This window comes from Mixta calida, assembly GCF_002953215.1.
GTDB classification, from domain to species: domain Bacteria; phylum Pseudomonadota; class Gammaproteobacteria; order Enterobacterales; family Enterobacteriaceae; genus Mixta; species Mixta calida.
Genome location: NZ_CP026378.1, coordinates 766,780 through 784,810 on the forward strand (window position 1 = coordinate 766,780; position 18,031 = coordinate 784,810).

Consider the following 18,031-nt stretch of genomic DNA (forward strand, 5'->3'; position numbering starts at 1 on the left):
TATTTTCTGTCTTTTGCCGTTCAAACCCCGCCGGTTTTCTAAAGACCCGCGCGGTTTGAACGCCGAATATCACAAACGCAGGATACCGTTATGCGCTTTACGATTATAACGAACAAACCGGGACATCAGCCGCCGCAGAGCAGCTGTGACTTTTTACCGCCTGGCGGCACCATCGGCCGCGGCGTCGATAACAATCTGGTGCTGCCCGATAACGATCGCACTATCTCCCGCCTGCAGGCGATTGTGCATGTCACCGCTGACGGCGAATGCCGCATTACCAATCGCGGCAACGTTACGCGCGTTGAGCTGAATGATATTCCGCTGGAGCGCGGCCGCCAGGTTGAACTGCAGGATGGCGATATTCTCGGCATTGATGAGTATCGTCTGCTGGTTAACGATCTTTCCGCCGCCGCGCAGCCTGCCGCACAGGCCGCCGCGCCGGTTTCCCGTCCGGCGCCGCAGGCGACCGCAACGGCGGGGCAGTCCGCAGGCGGCACCGCGGCCATTCCTAGCGAAATCTGGGAGAGCCTGGCAAAAGAGTTTTCAATTTCCGACAGCATCTCCGCGAACCGTATGAAACCTGCGGCGTCAGCAAGCGACGCGCATCCATTGACGACGCCGTCGACGGAAAACCGCAACCCGGAAGATCCGCTGGCGCAGTTTAATACCGGCGAACCGCTGAGCCTGGAGCGCCGCAGCCAGGCGCCCGACGCGCTGTTTGAAAAGGATGAGCTGTTTAAATCAGACAGCATCTTTAACGACAGCACGCCGACCACTCTGGTGCAGCCTGCCGCGGAAAAGGCGGCGCAGCCGAAGGCGAAAGGGGGTGAGATCGATCCGCTGGCGCTGTTTGGCGGCGGCAACGCCACACCCGCGCAGCTTAACGGCGACGATCCGCTTGGCCTGATGATGGGCGGCGCGGTGCCGCTGGCGCACCCGGAAGATGAACCGACACAGCAGACACAGCTTCGCGCGGCATCCAATGCCTCAAACGCGCCCGTGACATCCGCTCAGCAGGCGCCAACCGCGCGCGAGTCGGCTCCGTTTGGCGGGCAGGCAGCCGCGCAGCCGCCATCGCCGACGCATCAGGATCTGCCTGGCGCCTCGGCGCCGTCGTCTGGATCGTCCGACGATCTCTTTGGCGGCGCGGAGGATCTTGCCAACTCGCCGCTGTTCGCCGATGAGCCGCCGAAGTCTGCCGGTAAAGACGCCGACTTTGCCGCGCCGGATCAGACGGATGAGGCGCTGAGCGCTTCGCCGCTGTTCGCCGATCTGCCTGCGGAGGAGCCGGGGGCGATTGAAGCTTCACCCCTGTTTAACCCGCCGCCGCGCCAGCCGGAAACGAACGACTACGGCGGCATTACGCTGCCGACGCCGCAGGCAGTGCAGCGCAGCGTAACGCCGACGCCGAAGGGACGTCTGCGCATCGATCCGGTCGCTTCCACCAGCAGCCAGCCGCAGTCGAACGACAGCGGCGGCGAAGCGTTGCAGGGCGAGCTGTTGCAGGCGCTGCTGGACGGCATGGGCCTGAACGATATGCAGCCGACGCCGCGCTTCGATCGGGAAAACATGCAGCAGCTGGGTCAGATGCTCGGCATGTTCTCGCAGGGCACCGTCGCGCTGCTGTCGTCGCGTTCGATTCTGAAACGCGGCGTAAAAGCGGATATGACAGTGATCCTCGACGACGCCAACAACCCGTTTAAGCTGCTGCCCTCCGGCAAAACCGTGCTGATGCAGATGTTTGGCAGCCGTATGCCCGGCTTTATGCCGCCGAAGCAGGCGGTGCGCGACGCGCTGGTTGACCTGCAGGCGCATCAGCTGGGCATGATCGCCGGCATCCGCGCCATCATCGCCGCCATGCTGCAATCTTTTAATCCGCAGCAGCTGGAAGAAGAGGCGCGTCAGGAAGGCGTCACATCGCGTCTGTCGCTGCCCGGCAGCCGTAAAGCGGCGCTGTGGGAGCATTTCAACCGCCGCTATAACGAAACTGCGGGCGAAATTGAAGATGACTTCCATACGCTGTTCGGCGAAGCGTTTTTACACGCTTACGATATGGAAGTTAACCAGTATAAAGACTCACAGACCGCCTCGGATGAATGATGAATATCACCATTGCCTCAATGTCGAACCAGGGAACCCGCGAGAGCAATCAGGATCAGACGGGCGACATCGTGGGCGAGCGATCCGCCTGCTTTGTGGTCTGTGACGGCGTCGCCGGTTTCCCCGGCGGCGACCTTGCCGCAAAGCTGGCGCGCAACACCATTATCGAGCAGTTTGATGGTGACGAGCATCTCGACGCGCAGCAGATCCGCCAGTACGTCAATAGCGCCAACCGGGCGATTCGCCAGCAGCAGAAGCAGGAACGCGACTACAGCCGGATGGGTACGACGCTGGTCAGCCTGTTTATCGATCGCGATTACCAACTGGCCTACTGGGCGCACGCGGGAGACAGCCGCCTCTACCTGTTTCGGCGCGGCTACCTCTGTCACGTCACGACCGATCACAGCCTGATCCAGCAGATGAAAGATGCCGGACATCAGACCGACGGCATCAACAGCAATTTGCTCTATTTCGCGCTGGGGATGGGCGATGAAGGCCGCGACGCCAGCTACAGCGACGTGGTGCCGATCGAGGACGGCGACGCCTTTCTGCTCTGCACCGACGGCTTCTGGCATGGCGTTTCGCAGCAGCAGATGCAGCAGGCGCTGCATATGGTGAACACGCCGCAAGAGTGGCTGACGCTGATGCATCAGGCATTAAAAAACAACGAGGAACAGTCGGGCGGCGATCAGGATAACTACAGCGCGATGGCCGTCTGGATCGGATCGCCGCAGGATACGACGCTGCTGCACTCGCTCTCCGAGGCGGCGCAGTTTATTCCCCTTCGCGACTAACCATTTTAAAAGGAACGTTATGAAACTTTGGTTAACCGGTGTGTTAACGCTACTGATGGCCACCAGCGCCTGGGCGGAAAATTACAATATCGCCTCTTCCCGTTCGAAAAATCTGGATGTGTGGATCGATAACGTCAAAAGCCAGGCGCCGCAGGACTGGTGCGCGCGTCAGGTGCCGCTGCGCATTGTATTGAAAGGCGACAACTCGACCGCAGTGCTGGACGATTTTATGCCGAAAGTCGGCGCGCTGATGGTGCGCGCGTGCGGCAAGCTCACGACGCTGAACTGGCATACGGAAGACGCCAGCGGAAAATTGTTGGCGCAGGGCAGCGCGCAGAAAGCCAGCGGCTGGCAGGCTATTGTCACGCCTGAAGCGCCGCAGCCGCCCGCCGTGGCGGAAACGTCCGACGCATCGGTCGCGCCCGCGGTGAATCCCGCAGAGCTCTCTCCGCCAGCCGACACCACGCCCTGGCTGCAGTTCAGCCTGCTGGACGGTTGTCATTTCCGTACCTGGTGGAAGGACGAGGATCGCACCAGCGCGCTGTTCGTACCGGCCAAAGAGGGGATGAAGTGCGGCGAAAACGGCTGGCTGAGCGGGCAGGGACAGCTAACGCGCATCGGCCACGGCGCCGCGAAAAATCAGCCGGTCACGTTCCTGGAGGGGTTCCCGATAATGGGCCTGACCACGAAAAGCGACAAGCGCGGCCTGCAAATCACTACCGTTAATAACGAACGCATGGTACTGACCAACGAACGTTCGCCGCAGAGCTGGATGATTCTGCCCTGGTCCGCCGATCTCAACGGCTGGCAGGCAACCGGCGTGGTGGCGGTACAGATCAGCGCGGCGGAAGCGGGTGACGAAAGCGCGCTGAAGGCGCGCCTGGATGAGGTGCGCAAGGTCTGGGCCTCTTATCTTAACGACGCGCCGCTGACCATTAAGCTGGTAAATGAACTCTATCCGCAGTTGAAAGATCCCACCGCCGGCGCCTGGCGAACCCTCAACTAATCAACAAGGAAGCGCGATGCACTCTTTACATCAACTGCTGGCGGGAAGCTCGCTGGATGAAACGCTGGCGCGCGTTGAAGCGCAGATTAAAGCCGCACCGGGCGACGCCGATCTGCGCGCCGCGTTTGTACAGCTGCTCTGCCTGGCGGGCAACTGGACGCGGGCGCAAACCCAGCTGAAATCCTGGGCGGCGCTGAAGCCGCAGGCGCAGCCGACGGTGACGCTGCTGGATCAGGCGATCCGCGGCGAGATTCAGCGTGCGGCGGTGTTCGCCGGCCAGGGAGAGCCGCGTCTGCCGGGCGACGCTTATGGCTGGACCGCGCAGCTGTTCTCCGCATTGCAGGCGGATATTGCGGGAGCGCGCGCGCAGGCTGACGCATTGCGTAACGCTGCGCTGGAGGCCGCCGCGCTCAATCCCGGCAGCGCGCTGGCGCAGGGCGATGAAGAGGCGCAGCCGTTCGGCTGGCTGGTGGACGGCGACAGTCGCCTAGGACCGGTTTGCGAACTGCTGGTCAACGGCCACTATTTTTGGGTGCCGTTCAGCGCTATCGCCGCGATGCGCTTCCAGGCGCCGACGAGCGTGACCGACCTGGTGTGGCGCCATACGCTGGTGCAGCTGGTGGACGGCGCCGAACAGGTGTGTCAGGTGCCGGTACGCTATCCCTTTGACGCCGACGCGCAGGATCGCCTGCGTCTGGCGAGCCTGACCGAATGGCGACCGCTGGACGAAGCGCAGCAACACTATGTTGGTCAGGGACAGAAGGTGTGGCTGAACGACGAGGCGGAGTTCCCGCTGCTGAGCCTGGAGACGCTGACCTTTGTCGCCAGCGATGTGGCTGATGCGTAGCGACAGCAAAACGCAGCCGGTCGACAGCGGCGAGCTGCTGCGCGGCGGCTTCCGCTTCCGTAAAGATCAGAACAGCCTGAGCGCGCGCGACAAGCTACAGCCGTCGCTGTTGGATCGCCTGACGGACAACGAGCCGGACAAGCGGCAGGAGAGCAGTAACCAGCAGCTGATTTCGCACAGTACGCTGAGACGCCATGTGCTGCGCGATCTCCAGTGGCTGTTCAACACTATCAACAGCGAAGCGCAGCACGATCTGGCGCCGTTCAGTCAGGTACGCCGCTCGGTGCTGAACTTTGGCGTTTCGCCGCTGGCCGGGCAGCGGATGTCCGATATTGAGTGGCACGATATTCAGCGCAAGCTGACCGAAGCGATCATCAATTTCGAACCGCGCATTCTGCCGCAGGGCTTACAGGTGCGCTGCATCTCCGACACGCGCTCGCTCAATCTGCATAACGTCTTGTCGATTGAAATCAAAGGCCGCCTTTGGTGCGTGCCTTATCCGCTGGAGTTTCTGTTCCGCACCGATGTGGATCTGGAAAACGGCAACTTTGAGCTGAAAGATGTAGGTTAAGCATGGACAGTAAACTGCTCGAATACTACAACCGCGAACTGGCGTACCTGCGCGAAATGGGCGCGGAGTTTGCGGAGCGCTATCCAAAAGTGGCCGGTCGCCTCGGCATGCGGGGCATCGAGGTCGCCGATCCTTACGTTGAACGCATGATGGAGGGCTTCGCCTTTCTGACCTCGCGCGTGCAGCTGAAAATGGACGCGGAGTTTCCGCGCTTTTCGCAGCGTTTACTGGAGATGATCGCGCCCGGTTATCTGGCGCCGACGCCGTCGATGGCGATCGCCGAGCTGCATCCCGACAGCAAAAAAGGGGACATCAATCGCGGCTTCCGCGTGCCGCGCGGCACCATGATGGACAGCCAGCTGCTGAAGAAAAACGGCGTCACCTGCAGCTACACCACGGCGCACGAGGTGACGCTGCTGCCGTTGCAGATCAAACAGGTCGAACTGGGCGGCGTGCCGGCGGATATTCCGCTGGGGCAGATGGGGCTGAGCCAGCGCGGCGCGGTCAGCGCGCTGCGCATCCGCGTCGGCTGCGACAGCAGCACCACGCTCGATCATGTCGATTTCGACCGGCTGGAGTTCTTTCTGAGCGGCCCCGATATCGAAGCGCTGAAGCTGTTGGAGCTGGTGATGCAGCACACGGTGGGGATCTTCTGTCAGACGGTGGGCGCATCGCCGCGCCGTCAGGTGCTGCGCGATGACGCGCTGAAGCAGGAAGGTTTCGAGCCGGATCAGGCGCTGCTGCCGGACGATCTGCGCAACTTCGACGGCTACCGTCTGTTACAGGAGTACTTCGCCTTTCCGGCGCGCTTCCAGTTTATCAGCATCAGCCAGCTGCGCCCGCTGCTGCAACAGGTCGACGGCGAACGCGAGTTCGAGATCGTGCTGCTGCTGGATAAAAGCGACGCCGCGCTGGAACGCGTAGTGGACCGCAGCCATCTGGCGCTGCACTGCACGCCGGTCATCAACCTGTTTCCCCGCGTCGCCGAGCGCCAGAAGCTCAGCGAAAACAGCCATGAATATCATCTGGTGGTCGATAATATTCGTCCGCTCGATTATGAAATCTATGCGGTGCAGAAGCTCTACGGCGCCAGCGAAGGGCAGCGCGACGAACAGATTTTCCGTCCGTTCTGGAGCACCTACAGCCACGACAGCGGCGACTACGGCGCCTATTTTTCGCTGCGGCGCGAACAGCGCACGCTGTCGGAACATGCGCAGCGTTACGGTACCCGCACCGGCTATGTCGGTTCTGAGGTTTTCCTGTCGCTGGTGGATGAACAGCATGCGCCCTGGCGCGACGATTTGCGCTACGTCACGGCGGACGTGCTGTGCACCAGCCGCGATCTGCCGCTGATGCTGCTTCAGCAGGATCAACAGGGCTTCAAGCTGCCCGATTCGGTGCCCGCCGCCGGACTGACGATGCGCAAAGGGCCGACGCCGCCGCGTCCGGCGCTGGCCGAAGGGATGGCGACGTGGCGTTTGATCAGCCACTTGCAGATGAACTACCTCAGCCTGATGGACGGCGAGGATGGCGAAGGCGCTGCCGCGCTGCGCCAGATGCTGGGGCTTTACGCCAATCTGGCGGAGGCGCCGGTGGCGCGTCAGATTGAGGGCATTCGTCATTGCCAGCTGCGTCCGGTGCATCGGCGCGTGCCGGAGCCGGGGCCGATCGTTTTCGCCCGCGGCATCGGCATCGAGCTGACGGTGGATGAGCAGGCCTTTTCCGGCAGCAGTCCATGGCTGTTCGGCAGCGTGCTGGAGCGGCTTTTTTCGCGTCTGGTGGCGATCAATAGCTTTACCGAGATGACGTTAAACAGCCAGCAGCGTGGCGAAGTGGGTTACTGGCCGCCGCGCATGGGCAAAAGGGCGCTGATATGAGTCAGACCAGAAGAATGTCGCTGCGTCTGCGCCGTCTGCCGGATCGCTTCTGGGACGAACTGATGCAGGCGCCGTGGCGCTACGATCTGTTTCAGCTGCTGCGCCGCATCGACGCGCAGGGCGGCGAGAAGTATCCGCTGGGACGCGCGCCGCAGCCGCGACATGAGCCGCTGCGGCTTGGGCAGACGCCCTCGCTGGCGTTCGCTCCCTCAACGCTGGCGTCGGTTAGCGTCAGGGAAGGCAGCGCGCTGCATGACGTTTCTATTCTGAGCTTCGGCCTGTTCGGCCCCAACGGTCCGCTGCCGGTGCATATGACCGAGCATGCGCGCGAGCGGCTTTATCATCATCAGGACCCCAGCCTGACCGCGTTCGCCGACCTGTTTCATCATCGGCTGACGCTGCTGTTTTACCGCGCCTGGGCCGACGCGCAGCCGACGGTGTCGCTCGACAGGCCCGACGGACGACGCTTCGACAGCTATCTCGCCAGCCTGATCGGCATGGGACAGCCCGCGCAGCGCGCCAGAGGCAGCCTGAGCGAACACGCTCGCCTGATGCTGGCGGGCCATCTCAGCCGTCACGGTCGCGACGCCGAAGGGCTGGAGAAGGTGCTGCGGCACTATTTCAACGCGCCGGTACGCATTGTGCAGAACATCCCGCAGTGGCTGCCGCTCGACAGGCGCGAGCGGGCGCGGCTCGGCGCAGGCCGTCAGGCGCCGCGCCTCGGCGAATCAATGTTTCTCGGCGTGGCGGTGCGCGACGTGCAGCATAAGCTGCGCATTGATATCGGCCCGCTGTCGCTGGCGCGCTATAACCAGTTTCTGCCCAATGCGCGCCACGCCGTCGAGCTGCGCGACTGGGTGCGGCAGTATCTGGGCGTGGAATATGTCTGGGAAGTCCGTCTGCTGCTGGCGCAGGATGAGGTGGCGGGCGTAACGCTCGGCGGGCAGGGACGGCTGGGCTACAGCGCCTGGCTTGGCCATCAGCCGACGCCGCAGCCGCGCGGCGACCTGCGGTTCAGCCCGGAGTCGTCCCCTTAACCTGATTTGCGGTAAGCGCCGTGTCATCCGCCGCGGGCGGTCGGACTTACTTTTACCCTGTAAAAAGCGTCACACACTTAACCTATCCGTCAGAGATCATCATGTCAGAAATCAGCCGCGCCGTACTGTTCGGCAAACTGGACACGCTACTATTTACCTCGCTGGAGAGCGCGACGGCCTTTTGCAAGCTGCGCGGCAATCCCTATGTCGAACTGGTTCACTGGCTGCATCAGCTGATGCAGCACCAGGATGGCGATTTGCAGCAGCTGATCCGCCATTTTTCACTGGATGAAGAGGCGCTGACACGCGACATTGTGGCAGCGCTGGATCGCCTGCCGCGCGGCGCGAGCGCGGTTTCTGATCTGTCGGAGCATATCGACAGCGCCGTGGAGCGCGCCTGGGTTTACGGCTCGCTGAAGTTCGGCGTCGCGCAGATCCGCGGCGGCCATCTGCTGATCGGCATGCTGAAAACCTTCAATCTTGCCAACGTGCTGAAGGGCATTTCGCCTCAATTCAGCCGCCTGAGCGCCGACCTGCTGATGGAGCAGTTCGAGACTATCTTCGCCAACAGCAAAGAGGCGCAGCAGGCCGCCGCTCAGCCGCCGGCGACCGCCGCCGCGCCGCAGCAGCAGAGCACGTTGGCGCAGTATGCGCAGGATCTGACGGCGCGCGCGCGCGACGGCAAGATCGATCCGATCGCCGGACGTGACGAAGAGATCCGTCAGATGGTGGATATTCTGATGCGTCGCCGTCAGAACAATCCGCTGCTGACCGGCGAAGCGGGCGTCGGGAAAACCGCCGTGGTGGAAGGTCTGGCGTTGCGCATCGCTGCGGGCGACGTGCCGCCCCCGCTGCGCGACGTTCAGCTCTGGCTGCTGGATATCGGCATGTTGCAGGCGGGCGCGGGCATGAAAGGGGAGTTCGAGGCGCGTCTTCAGGCGTTGATCAACGAAGTGCAGTCCAGCCCGACGCCCATCGTGCTGTTTATCGACGAGATCCACACGCTGATCGGCGCAGGCGGACAGCAGGGCACCGGCGACGCCGCTAACCTGTTGAAGCCTGCGCTGGCGCGCGGTCAGCTGCGCACCATCGGCGCGACCACCTGGGCGGAATATAAAAAGTATATTGAGAAAGATCCGGCGCTGACCCGCCGTTTCCAGACGGTGCAGGTGCACGAGCCGGACGAAGAGAAAGCGCTGCTGATGCTGCGCAGCACCGTCAATACGCTGGAAAAACATCATCGCGTGCTGCTGCTGGACGAAGCGGTGAGCGCGGCGGTGAAGCTCTCCCATCGCTATATTCCGGCGCGTCAGCTGCCGGATAAGGCGGTGGCGCTGCTGGACACCGCCTGCGCCCGCGTCGCCGTCAGCCAGGGCGCGCAGCCGCCGCAGCTGGAGGATTGCCTGCACCGCATCGCCGCGCTGGAAATCGAGCGCGAAATCGCTGAACGCGAAGTGAAAGTGGCGGGCGGCGACAGCGAGCGCATCGCGCGTCTCGACGCCGAGCTGAGCCAGCTGGCGGCGGAGCGCGACGCGCTGGAGGCTCGCTGGCAGCAGGAGCGCGAGCAGGTGGATGCGATTATCGCGCTGCGCGCCCAGCTCTGCGCCGCGTCAGAAGAAGAGGTCGCAACCTTGCAGCAGGCGCTGGCGGAGAAGCAGCAGGCGCTGAGCGAATTGCAGGGCGAAACGCCGCTGCTGTTCGCCGCCGTGGACGGCAACGTCGTGGCGGCGGTGGTCTCCGACTGGACCGGCATCCCGCTGGGTCGCATGGTGAAGAATGAGATCGAGGCGGTGCTGACCCTGGCCGACACGCTTAATCAACGCGTTATCGGACAGCGCCACGGCCTTGAGCTGATCGCCAAACGGGTGCGCACCTCGCGCGCGCGGCTGGACGATCCAAACAAGCCGGTCGGCGTCTTTATGCTGTGCGGTCCTTCCGGCGTCGGGAAAACCGAAACCGCGCTGGCGTTAGCCGAATCGCTCTACGGCGGCGAGCAGAACATCATCACTATTAATATGAGCGAATTCCAGGAAGCGCACACCGTCTCCACGCTGAAGGGCGCGCCTCCGGGCTATGTCGGCTACGGCGAAGGCGGCGTGCTGACGGAAGCGGTGCGTCGTCGTCCCTACAGCGTGGTGCTGCTGGATGAGATCGAGAAAGCGCACCCGGACGTGCATGAAATTTTCTTCCAGGTGTTCGATAAAGGCTGGATGGAGGATGGCGAAGGACGCCATATCGATTTCCGCAATACCATTATTATTCTGACCTCGAACATCGGCACCCCGCTCATCAGCGCCATGTGCGCCGATCCTGAACTGATGCCGGAGCCGGAGGCGCTTGCCGCCGCCCTGCGCGCGCCGCTGCTGGAGGTGTTTCCTCCGGCTCTGCTTGGTCGTTTGCTGGTTGTGCCTTACTATCCATTAAGCGATGTGATGCTGGCTGAAATCGTGCGCCTGCAGCTTAAACGCATCCAGCGTCGTCTTGAAGAAAATCACGGCATCATTTCGCACATTGATGACAGCGTGATTAGCCAGATTGTCCAGCGCTGCACCGAAGTGGAATCGGGCGGACGCATGGTCGATGCCATCCTGACCAATACGCTGCTGCCGCAGATGAGCCAGATATTGCTCACGGCCAGCGCTCGTGATCAGCGTTTCCGTCACCTGCGCGTCAGCTATGACCAGGGTGAGTTTCAATGTCAGTTTGAGGCGTAAGCTTTAGCTATCAGAGAGTTGTCCATCATGCCGGAACACGATAACAACCGGACGGTGCCGAACGCATTGCCGATTGGGTACCGTTTTAATGAGTTTGAGATTAAGGAAGTAATTGGCGGCGGCGGTTTCGGGATCGTTTATCGCGCCTGGGATCATCAGCTGGAACGCACCATCGCCATTAAAGAATTCATGCCTGCTTCGCTGGCGGTACGCAGCGACGACCTGAATCTGGTGCTGCGCAGTGAGCGCTTCAGCAAGACGTTTCATGCCGGACTGAACAGCTTTATTCAGGAGGCGCGGCTGCTGGCGCGCTTTAATCATCCCAACCTGCTGCATGTGCTGCGCTTCTGGGTGCAAAACGACACCGCCTATATGGGCACGGTGTTCTACAGCGGCACCACGCTGTCGCGCCTGGCGGCGCAGCGGCCCGAACAGGTGAACGAGGCCTGGATCCGTCGTCTGCTGCCGCCGCTGTTCGGCGCCATCAACACCATCCATCAGGAAGGCTACCTGCATCGCGATATTTCGCTGGATAACATCCAGATCCAGGAAAATATGATGCCGGTGCTGCTGGATTTCGGCTCCGCGCGCAAGACCATCGGCAACCTCTCCGACGAGACGGAAACCATGCTGCGCCCCGGCTTCGCGCCAATTGAGCAGTACAGCGACGATAACGAAAGCGAGCAGGGGCCCTGGACTGATATTTACGCGCTGGGCGCGGTGCTGCATACGCTGATCGTCGGCGCGCCGCCGCCGGTGAGCGTGGTGCGCAGCATCGAGGATAACTACAAACCGCTGGCGGAACAGCGTCCGGCAGGCTTCTCGTTGCCGCTGCTGCATGCGATTGACAAGGCGCTGGCGCTGAAGCCGGAAGATCGTCCGCAGTCGATCGACGCCTTCGCGGCGCTGATGGAGCTGTCGGTCTCCGACCTGAACGATATCCTTAACGTGAATATTGAAGGGCCGGGCACCATGCTGGTGCCGGTGGTGCCGGAAGCGCCCGCGCCTGCGCCGGTTTCGCCACTGAAACGCTTTATGTGGCCGGGGCTGGCCGCCGCAGGCGTGCTGGTGGGCATCGCCGTCGGCGCGCTGCTCGCCAGCGGAGGCGGCGACGATGCGCCGTCCATCGCCGCGCAGCCTGTAGAGCAAAGCGAAACGCAGGCAACAGCGTCGACGCAGGCGCCGGAAGCGACGCAAACCGCCGCTAACAGCGTGCCGCAGCAGGAATCGACGCCAGCTTCCGCGCCGGAGCCGGAGCCTGTCGCGCAGGTCTATATCAAGCTGCGCATGGGCGACGACGTGGCGCTGAACGGCAACCCGCAGGCGCTGGTGCCGTCGGCGAACGGCTTCGCCTCGCTCCAGCTGCCGCCGGGCGATTACACCTTTACCGTCACCAATCAGGGGACGTCGCGCCAGCAGAAGATCACGGTCGATCGTGAAGGCGTCTGGCTGATCAACCCGCAAAGCTAAAACAATAAAGCGCGGCCGTCTTAACTGGCGGTCATTCATTTCAGGGGTTTATAACGGCAGGAAGGGAAATGGCAAAGGATTCTCCATGGCGCCTGTTGATTGCGGCGGCGCTGGCGCTAACGATTACCGCATGCGATAAAACATCCGATACTGTAAATACTCCCTCTTCGGCGTCGCACGGCGTCGGAACGGCGATTGATGATAAGTTCGCCGCCTTTATCCGGGCGGCGAACAGCGAATCCAGCATGACGTATCATTCATTGCCGGAAGCGTTTTATCACTACCAGCGCGACGTCGCGTCTTTTATGACGACGGGACAAGCGCCCGAGCGCTACAGCGTGGTGAATCCCGCCATGCTGCGCGCCATCAGCGACGCGCTGGCGAACGCGCTCAACATGCCGGGCGCGCTGCCGCCGCTGGATAACGCGGCGCAACAGTATAAAGCCAGTCTCGATAAGATGATCCCGCTGAGCGAGGCGCTGTACGACTATGCCCAGAACAAAACCTGGCTGAGCGACAGCGGCGATCTGGCGCGTCGCAGCCATGCTGAGTACATCGCCGGTTTCGACGCCATCCTGATGCAGCGCGATCGCTTTTTACGCGCGATCGCCGTGGCGAACAACGATCGGATAAAGCTTGCCTGGGAGCAGTCGCCGGAGAACAGCCCCGAGCACTACCGCTACGGCGTGGTGTATCTGTCGCGCCAGACGCTGAAGGCGTTAAACGATCCCGCCCTGTCTGATTCGTTAAACAAAGATGCCGCGACGCTGCATCAGCTCTCCGCCGGCTGGAAACAGCTGGGCAACGGAGAATGTGAGAATATCCTGCACGCGCTGGATGCGTATCTTTCCGCGCTGGACCGCGCCATGCAAGCTCAGGCGCAGGGGCAGGAGACGTCTGACGAAGAGACCATTTTGCCTTTTAACGCGCTGGTCAGCGCCCTGAGTAATAACCGGCAGTGCTAATCCGCGCTGCCGTTTCTTAATTAAACACGCCTTTTTTATTTCCATCGCCCGGCGCCGCCGGGCCCCGCTGATTCTGGAACCGACCCATGTCTGAACGCATCACCGTGCAGCTCCCGCTGGAGGGGCTGCTTTTCTGGAAGCTCGACGGCGTCGAGGCGCTGTCGCACCCCTTTGAGCTGACCGTCACCCTGCTGAGCGCCGACCCGCGCATCGAGCGTCACGCGCTGCTGGGCCAGCCGCTGACGGTCTCCCTGCCGACCGGGCAGTTTCTGTCGGGCACGCGCCACATCAACGGCAAAATCACCCGGATGGCGGTGCGGAGCGAGGAGCTGAGCGGCACGCGCTACGCGGTGTACGCGCTGACCATCGAGCCGGATCTGTGGCCGATGCGGCGGGACAAGAACTCACGCATCTTCCAGGGGCAGACGGCGGTGCAGATAATCCACCGGCTGCTGGCGGAGTACGGGGTGCAGGTGGAGGACCGGCTGAGCGGCAGTTACCGGGAATGGGAGTACTGCGTGCAGTACCAGGAGAGCAGCTTCGCGTTCATCAGCCGGCTGATGGAGCTGGAGGGGATTTATTACTGGTTCCGCCACGAGGCGGACCGGCACGTGATGGTGCTGTCGGACGCGCCGGAGGCGCACGGGCCGTGGCCGGGCTGCGAGGCGATACCCTATCACGTGACGGGCAGCGGCGGGGTGACGTCGGCGGCGGGGGTGAGCCGGTGGGCGCTGGAGGACAGCGTGACGCCGGGGATGTACAGCCTCGACGACTATGACTTCCGCAAGCCGAACGCGTGGCTGCTGCAGGCGCGGCAGAACCCGGCGTCGCCGCGGCCGGGGCAGACGGAGGTGTTCGAGTGGCCGGGGCGCTTTGTGGAGCACGCGCAGGGAGAGAAGTACGCGCGCGTGCGCCAGGAGGAGTGGCAGGCGGCGCACCGTCAGATAAGCGGCGAGGGGACGACGCTGTGCCTGGCGCCGGGGTACACCTTCGCGCTGCTGAACGCGCCGCACGGGCAGGACAACGGGCGCTACCTGACGCTGTGGGTGAAGTACAGGCTGGAGGAGAACCGCTACGCCAGCGGGGAGGGGAAAACGGTGCACCACGTTGAGTTCCGGGTGCTGCCGGCGGAGGTGACGTACCGTCCGGCGGCGGCGACGCCGTGGCCGAAGACGTACGGTCCGCAGACGGCGCGGGTGGTGGGGCCGCAGGGGGAGTCGATTTACACCGACCGCTACGGGCGCATCAAGGTGAAGTTCCACTGGGACCGTGAGTCGGCGGGAGACGAGACGAGCTCGTGCTGGGTGCGGGTGTCGAGCGCGTGGGCGGGCCAGGGCTACGGCGGGGTGCAGATACCGCGGGTGAACGACGAGGTGGTGATAGACTTCATCAACGGCGACCCGGACCGTCCGATAGTGACGGGGCGGGTGTACAACGAGGCGAGCATGCCGCCGTGGTCGCTGCCGGCGGCGGCGACGCAGATGGGGTTCCTGAGCCGGTCAAAGGACGGGACGCCGGACAACGCCAACGCGCTGCGGTTCGAGGACCGGGCGGGCGAGGAACAGGTGTGGATCCATGCCGAAAGGAATATGGATACCGAAGTCGAAAATGATGAAACTCACCTTGTTGGTAATAACCGAAGCAAAACAATTGTCGGTAATGAAACAACGCAGGTGAAGAAAAACCGCACCGAAACGGTCGATCAAAATGAAACGATCACCATACACCAAAACCGCAGCGAAACGGTGGACGGTAATGAAACGATTACCGTGCATTCTAACCGGACTGAAACCGTCGATAAGAATGAAAATATTCGCATCGGGCAAAACCAGTCCGTCACTGTTAATGGCAATCAGACGCTTAAGGTCGATCAGGCTAAAAGTGAAACCATTACCCTGGCGTCAATGCTAAATGTTGGCCTGGCGCAGAATACTAATATAGGCGGCGCCTATATGCTCAATGTTGGCGCCGGCTGGGTGACGACCGTGGGCGCCATGCAAATGCACAACGTGGGCCTGAAATATTCACTCAATGCCGGAAGAGATATCACACTGGATGCTGGCACAACGGCAGAAGTGAGCGCGGAAGAAAAAATCACGCTGGTATGCGGAGAATCGATGATTATTCTGGAGCAGAACGGCACCATTACTCTCAGCGCGAATAAAATCAAGCTGGTTGGTGAAAAGGTTATCGATATTGACGGCACCGAGATACATATCAACTGATTATGGAAAACTTCATTAACCTTAGCGCTTTCCCGGCCATGCTCTTTGAGTCGTTTGATCAACATGATCACGCATTTAGTGTCGTTACTGCTCGTATCAGTTATGACTTCGATATAGCGTCCGGTTCGCTGACTTTTTGTGCGGAACAACCTGAACTGGTAGAGCAGGATGAATATTATGGAGAACCGGGTAGAAGCTCAGTATGTTTCGAAAGCGATCTGGCGCCCTGGAAGCCCCGGCTGGATGTGGTAATTAATGGCACGGCATGGGCGCCGGGAGATAAGCCAGTACGTGAGTTTACCGTAGGCGCGCAAATTGGCGATTTCACACGGCTGCTGCGTATTTACGGTCCACGTGAATGGCGCAAAATGATAGCAGGCTGGAGCCTGTCAGCCGCGCAGCCGATCATCTCTCTGCCGCTACGCTACGAATACGCCGCTGGGGGATTTTATACGCTTCAGGAGGGCGAAGAGTATGCATCGCCCGCGAATACGGCAGGAATGGGCTGGTACAGCGCGGAATACCTGAAGAAAATCAATAAACAGCGATTGCCTGCGCCGCAGATTGAGCTTTTGCCTCAGCCGATAAAAAGTATTGATGAAATCAGCCTGCCGGCGGGGTTTGGCTTTTTTGGCCGCGGCTGGCAGGGAAGAATCGAATATGCAGGCACTTATGACGAAGTATGGCAGCGTGACCGCCATCCTTTTCTTCCGACTGACTTTCGTTTTGATTATTGGTGTGGCGCCCATCCCTGGATGCAATTTCCTTTACCACAGCCTCTACAGGCGGTACCGATTAAACTGAAATACCTCATCAGCGCACAGGAAAAAAGCGATCAGGAAATTTCCTTTCATGTGCCGGTCGAATCACTGTTTATTTTCATCACGACGGCAAAAGGGGCGGGCGTAGCGAAAGATATGCAGCTTGATACGTTGGTTATCGATCTGCCGCAACGAAAGGTGCATTGTACTTATCGTGCAGCCGTTTCTGAAAATATGGAGCCGGTCATGACAGAACTCCGTTTTATTCAGCGTAGCGACAGAGAAGTCATGTTAAAGCGCGCAGAGGAAATGAACGCCGATCCTTCGAGTCAGGAATTTATGCCGCTTCCGCCTTCGCTGGCTGCTAAATTACCGCAGGAAAATCATCATGGCTGAAAACTATGCAGCCCGAAAAGAGGGGCAGTATAAAATCGTTGGCCTTGCGCCTGATGTGTGTTTTACGCCGGGTATGTCAAACCCCGTTCCCTATCCTGTGATTTCCACACTTGCTCCCGCTAAAAATACGGTTGATTCCGTACTTTTTAACGGTAACCCCGCTTTTGTTCATGATGGAAGCTTTAGCCCAGTCACCATTGGAGACGCCGCTGGCAGTAATAAGGGCGTAGTCAGTGGAACAGTGGAAGGGGATTGCTGGTCCATTGAGCACAGCCCGGATACCTGGGTTGGCGGGCTTCCGCTTAATCGTGTTCAGGATCTGTTTGCAATGAACGGCAAGGCGATGGGCGGGCGTGGCGGCAACCTGACGAAAAAGGAAGCCTGGGAAAGGCGTAAGCAACTTATCGCAAAGGGCAAGCAAAGCAGCAATCCTAAGGTGCGTGCGGCGGCTGAACGTCTGGATCTGAATAATACCGGGATAGAAAAGGCGCGATTAGCTGATTACATCTATGAGCCGCGTAACCCTGCTCTGCCTGTGCCTCCGGTGCCGGAAGGCTGGAAGGATATCAGTGATGATCCTGAAGCTTTGGCAAAGTTTAGCCTGAAGCCAGCAAATTTAAATATCCCTGGTGAACCCGGCTTCCGCTCTCGAGTATATGTCCCTGATGAAAATGTTTTTGGCAAAGATATGTCTGCCTCTGTTGTTTTTCGCGGAACACGAATGGAGGAAGGGGTCGACTGGAAAAATAATTTTCAGCAGGGGGTGAATATGCAGTCAAAGTATTATAAGCAGTCTGTGCAAATTGGGAACGCAGTACAGCGCTCACCTACGCCGGTTGATATCGTCGGCCATTCCCTGGGGGGCGGATTAGCTTCCTCAGCATCCAGGGCCAGCGGAAAACCAGGTTGGACCTTTAATGCTGCAGGACTGCATAAAGAAACCGTTAGAAAATATGGCGGCAGTGAATTTACGCCTGAAAAAGGTAAAGAGTACATTACGGCATATCGTGTTAAGGGTGAAGTGCTAACTTCTATTCAGGAACCGGGATTTTGGGGAGGCGCAGGTATCCTGTTGGGTACGAGCATCGCCGGAGCAGGCTTGCTGGGTATAGGAATACTTAATGCGCCCGCAGCTGTAGGAACCCATCATGACCTTGAGGGCGGTACTGGCAATATTGTTGACAAGCATGGTATGGATCAGGTTATTCGCTGTATCGAACAGGAAAAGGCAACGGACGAAGCGTTATTGTCAGCTCAATAAGGCCATT

General features: G+C 60.7%; 13 protein-coding genes. All 13 read left to right on the forward strand.

From position 1 onward, the window contains the following. Positions 1–90: 90 nt before the first annotated feature. Complete coding sequence (tagH, locus tag C2E16_RS03650) at positions 91–2,100, forward strand: type VI secretion system-associated FHA domain protein TagH (RefSeq protein WP_104951418.1); 2,010 nt, start codon at positions 91–93, stop codon at positions 2,098–2,100. Further along, positions 2,100–2,894: a PP2C family protein-serine/threonine phosphatase gene (locus tag C2E16_RS03655; protein WP_038630133.1), complete on the forward strand. Its 795-nt coding sequence runs from the start codon at positions 2,100–2,102 to the stop codon at positions 2,892–2,894. The genes tagH and C2E16_RS03655 overlap by 1 nt, the downstream gene beginning before the upstream one ends. Positions 2,895–2,913: 19 nt before the next feature. Then, the gene (locus tag C2E16_RS03660; RefSeq protein WP_084971554.1) at positions 2,914–3,900 is read left to right on the forward strand and encodes a hypothetical protein; all 987 of its coding nucleotides are present in this window, start codon (positions 2,914–2,916) and stop codon (positions 3,898–3,900) included. Between the two features lie 16 nt (positions 3,901–3,916). Beyond that, entirely contained in the window at positions 3,917–4,747 is an 831-nt protein-coding gene (locus C2E16_RS03665) for a type VI secretion system accessory protein TagJ (RefSeq protein ID WP_038628491.1), read from the forward strand. Beyond that, positions 4,740–5,318, forward strand: coding sequence for a type VI secretion system baseplate subunit TssE (gene tssE, locus C2E16_RS03670; protein WP_038630131.1), 579 nt, complete (start codon positions 4,740–4,742; stop codon positions 5,316–5,318). The genes C2E16_RS03665 and tssE overlap by 8 nt, the downstream gene beginning before the upstream one ends. A 2-nt stretch (positions 5,319–5,320) precedes the next feature. After that, positions 5,321–7,195 carry a type VI secretion system baseplate subunit TssF gene (tssF, locus tag C2E16_RS03675; RefSeq protein ID WP_104951419.1) on the forward strand — a complete coding sequence of 625 codons (1,875 nt, stop codon included), beginning with the start codon at positions 5,321–5,323 and terminating at the stop codon, positions 7,193–7,195. Beyond that, on the forward strand, positions 7,192–8,232 hold the full coding sequence (gene tssG / locus C2E16_RS03680) for a type VI secretion system baseplate subunit TssG (protein WP_038628489.1): 1,041 nt from the start codon (positions 7,192–7,194) through the stop codon (positions 8,230–8,232). The genes tssF and tssG overlap by 4 nt, the downstream gene beginning before the upstream one ends. 101 nt (positions 8,233–8,333) lie before the next feature. Beyond that, complete coding sequence (gene tssH, locus C2E16_RS03685) at positions 8,334–10,946, forward strand: type VI secretion system ATPase TssH (protein ID WP_038628487.1); 2,613 nt, start codon at positions 8,334–8,336, stop codon at positions 10,944–10,946. Positions 10,947–10,973: 27 nt separating this feature from the next. After that, complete coding sequence (locus C2E16_RS03690) at positions 10,974–12,416, forward strand: serine/threonine protein kinase (protein WP_104951420.1); 1,443 nt, start codon at positions 10,974–10,976, stop codon at positions 12,414–12,416. A gap of 68 nt (positions 12,417–12,484) precedes the next feature. Continuing rightward, on the forward strand, positions 12,485–13,381 hold the full coding sequence (locus C2E16_RS03695) for a DUF3829 domain-containing protein (RefSeq protein WP_084971746.1): 897 nt from the start codon (positions 12,485–12,487) through the stop codon (positions 13,379–13,381). An 86-nt stretch (positions 13,382–13,467) separates the two neighbouring features. Continuing rightward, positions 13,468–15,606 carry a type VI secretion system Vgr family protein gene (locus C2E16_RS03700; protein ID WP_104951421.1) on the forward strand — a complete coding sequence of 713 codons (2,139 nt, stop codon included), beginning with the start codon at positions 13,468–13,470 and terminating at the stop codon, positions 15,604–15,606. Between the two features lie 2 nt (positions 15,607–15,608). Next, the gene (locus C2E16_RS03705; protein ID WP_038628482.1) at positions 15,609–16,763 is read left to right on the forward strand and encodes a DUF2169 family type VI secretion system accessory protein; all 1,155 of its coding nucleotides are present in this window, start codon (positions 15,609–15,611) and stop codon (positions 16,761–16,763) included. Further along, positions 16,756–18,024, forward strand: coding sequence for a DUF4150 domain-containing protein (locus C2E16_RS03710; RefSeq protein ID WP_084971446.1), 1,269 nt, complete (start codon positions 16,756–16,758; stop codon positions 18,022–18,024). The genes C2E16_RS03705 and C2E16_RS03710 overlap by 8 nt, the downstream gene beginning before the upstream one ends. The last annotated feature ends 7 nt before the right edge of the window (positions 18,025–18,031 follow it).

Excerpts from the sequence above, each read along its gene's own strand:
- tssG (WP_038628489.1), top strand. The coding sequence starts at position 7,192 with ATGAGTCAGACCAGAAGAATGTCGCTGCGTCTGCGCCGTCTGCCGGAT.
- C2E16_RS03660 (WP_084971554.1), top strand. The coding sequence starts at position 2,914 with ATGAAACTTTGGTTAACCGGTGTGTTAACGCTACTGATGGCCACCAGC.
- tssF (WP_104951419.1), top strand. The coding sequence starts at position 5,321 with ATGGACAGTAAACTGCTCGAATACTACAACCGCGAACTGGCGTACCTG.
- tagH (WP_104951418.1), top strand. The coding sequence starts at position 91 with ATGCGCTTTACGATTATAACGAACAAACCGGGACATCAGCCGCCGCAG.
- C2E16_RS03665 (WP_038628491.1), top strand. The coding sequence starts at position 3,917 with ATGCACTCTTTACATCAACTGCTGGCGGGAAGCTCGCTGGATGAAACG.
- C2E16_RS03710 (WP_084971446.1), top strand. The coding sequence starts at position 16,756 with ATGGCTGAAAACTATGCAGCCCGAAAAGAGGGGCAGTATAAAATCGTT.
- C2E16_RS03655 (WP_038630133.1), top strand. The coding sequence starts at position 2,100 with ATGAATATCACCATTGCCTCAATGTCGAACCAGGGAACCCGCGAGAGC.
- tssE (WP_038630131.1), top strand. The coding sequence starts at position 4,740 with ATGCGTAGCGACAGCAAAACGCAGCCGGTCGACAGCGGCGAGCTGCTG.
- tssH (WP_038628487.1), top strand. The coding sequence starts at position 8,334 with ATGTCAGAAATCAGCCGCGCCGTACTGTTCGGCAAACTGGACACGCTA.
- C2E16_RS03705 (WP_038628482.1), top strand. The coding sequence starts at position 15,609 with ATGGAAAACTTCATTAACCTTAGCGCTTTCCCGGCCATGCTCTTTGAG.
- C2E16_RS03695 (WP_084971746.1), top strand. The coding sequence starts at position 12,485 with ATGGCAAAGGATTCTCCATGGCGCCTGTTGATTGCGGCGGCGCTGGCG.
- C2E16_RS03690 (WP_104951420.1), top strand. The coding sequence starts at position 10,974 with ATGCCGGAACACGATAACAACCGGACGGTGCCGAACGCATTGCCGATT.
- C2E16_RS03700 (WP_104951421.1), top strand. The coding sequence starts at position 13,468 with ATGTCTGAACGCATCACCGTGCAGCTCCCGCTGGAGGGGCTGCTTTTC.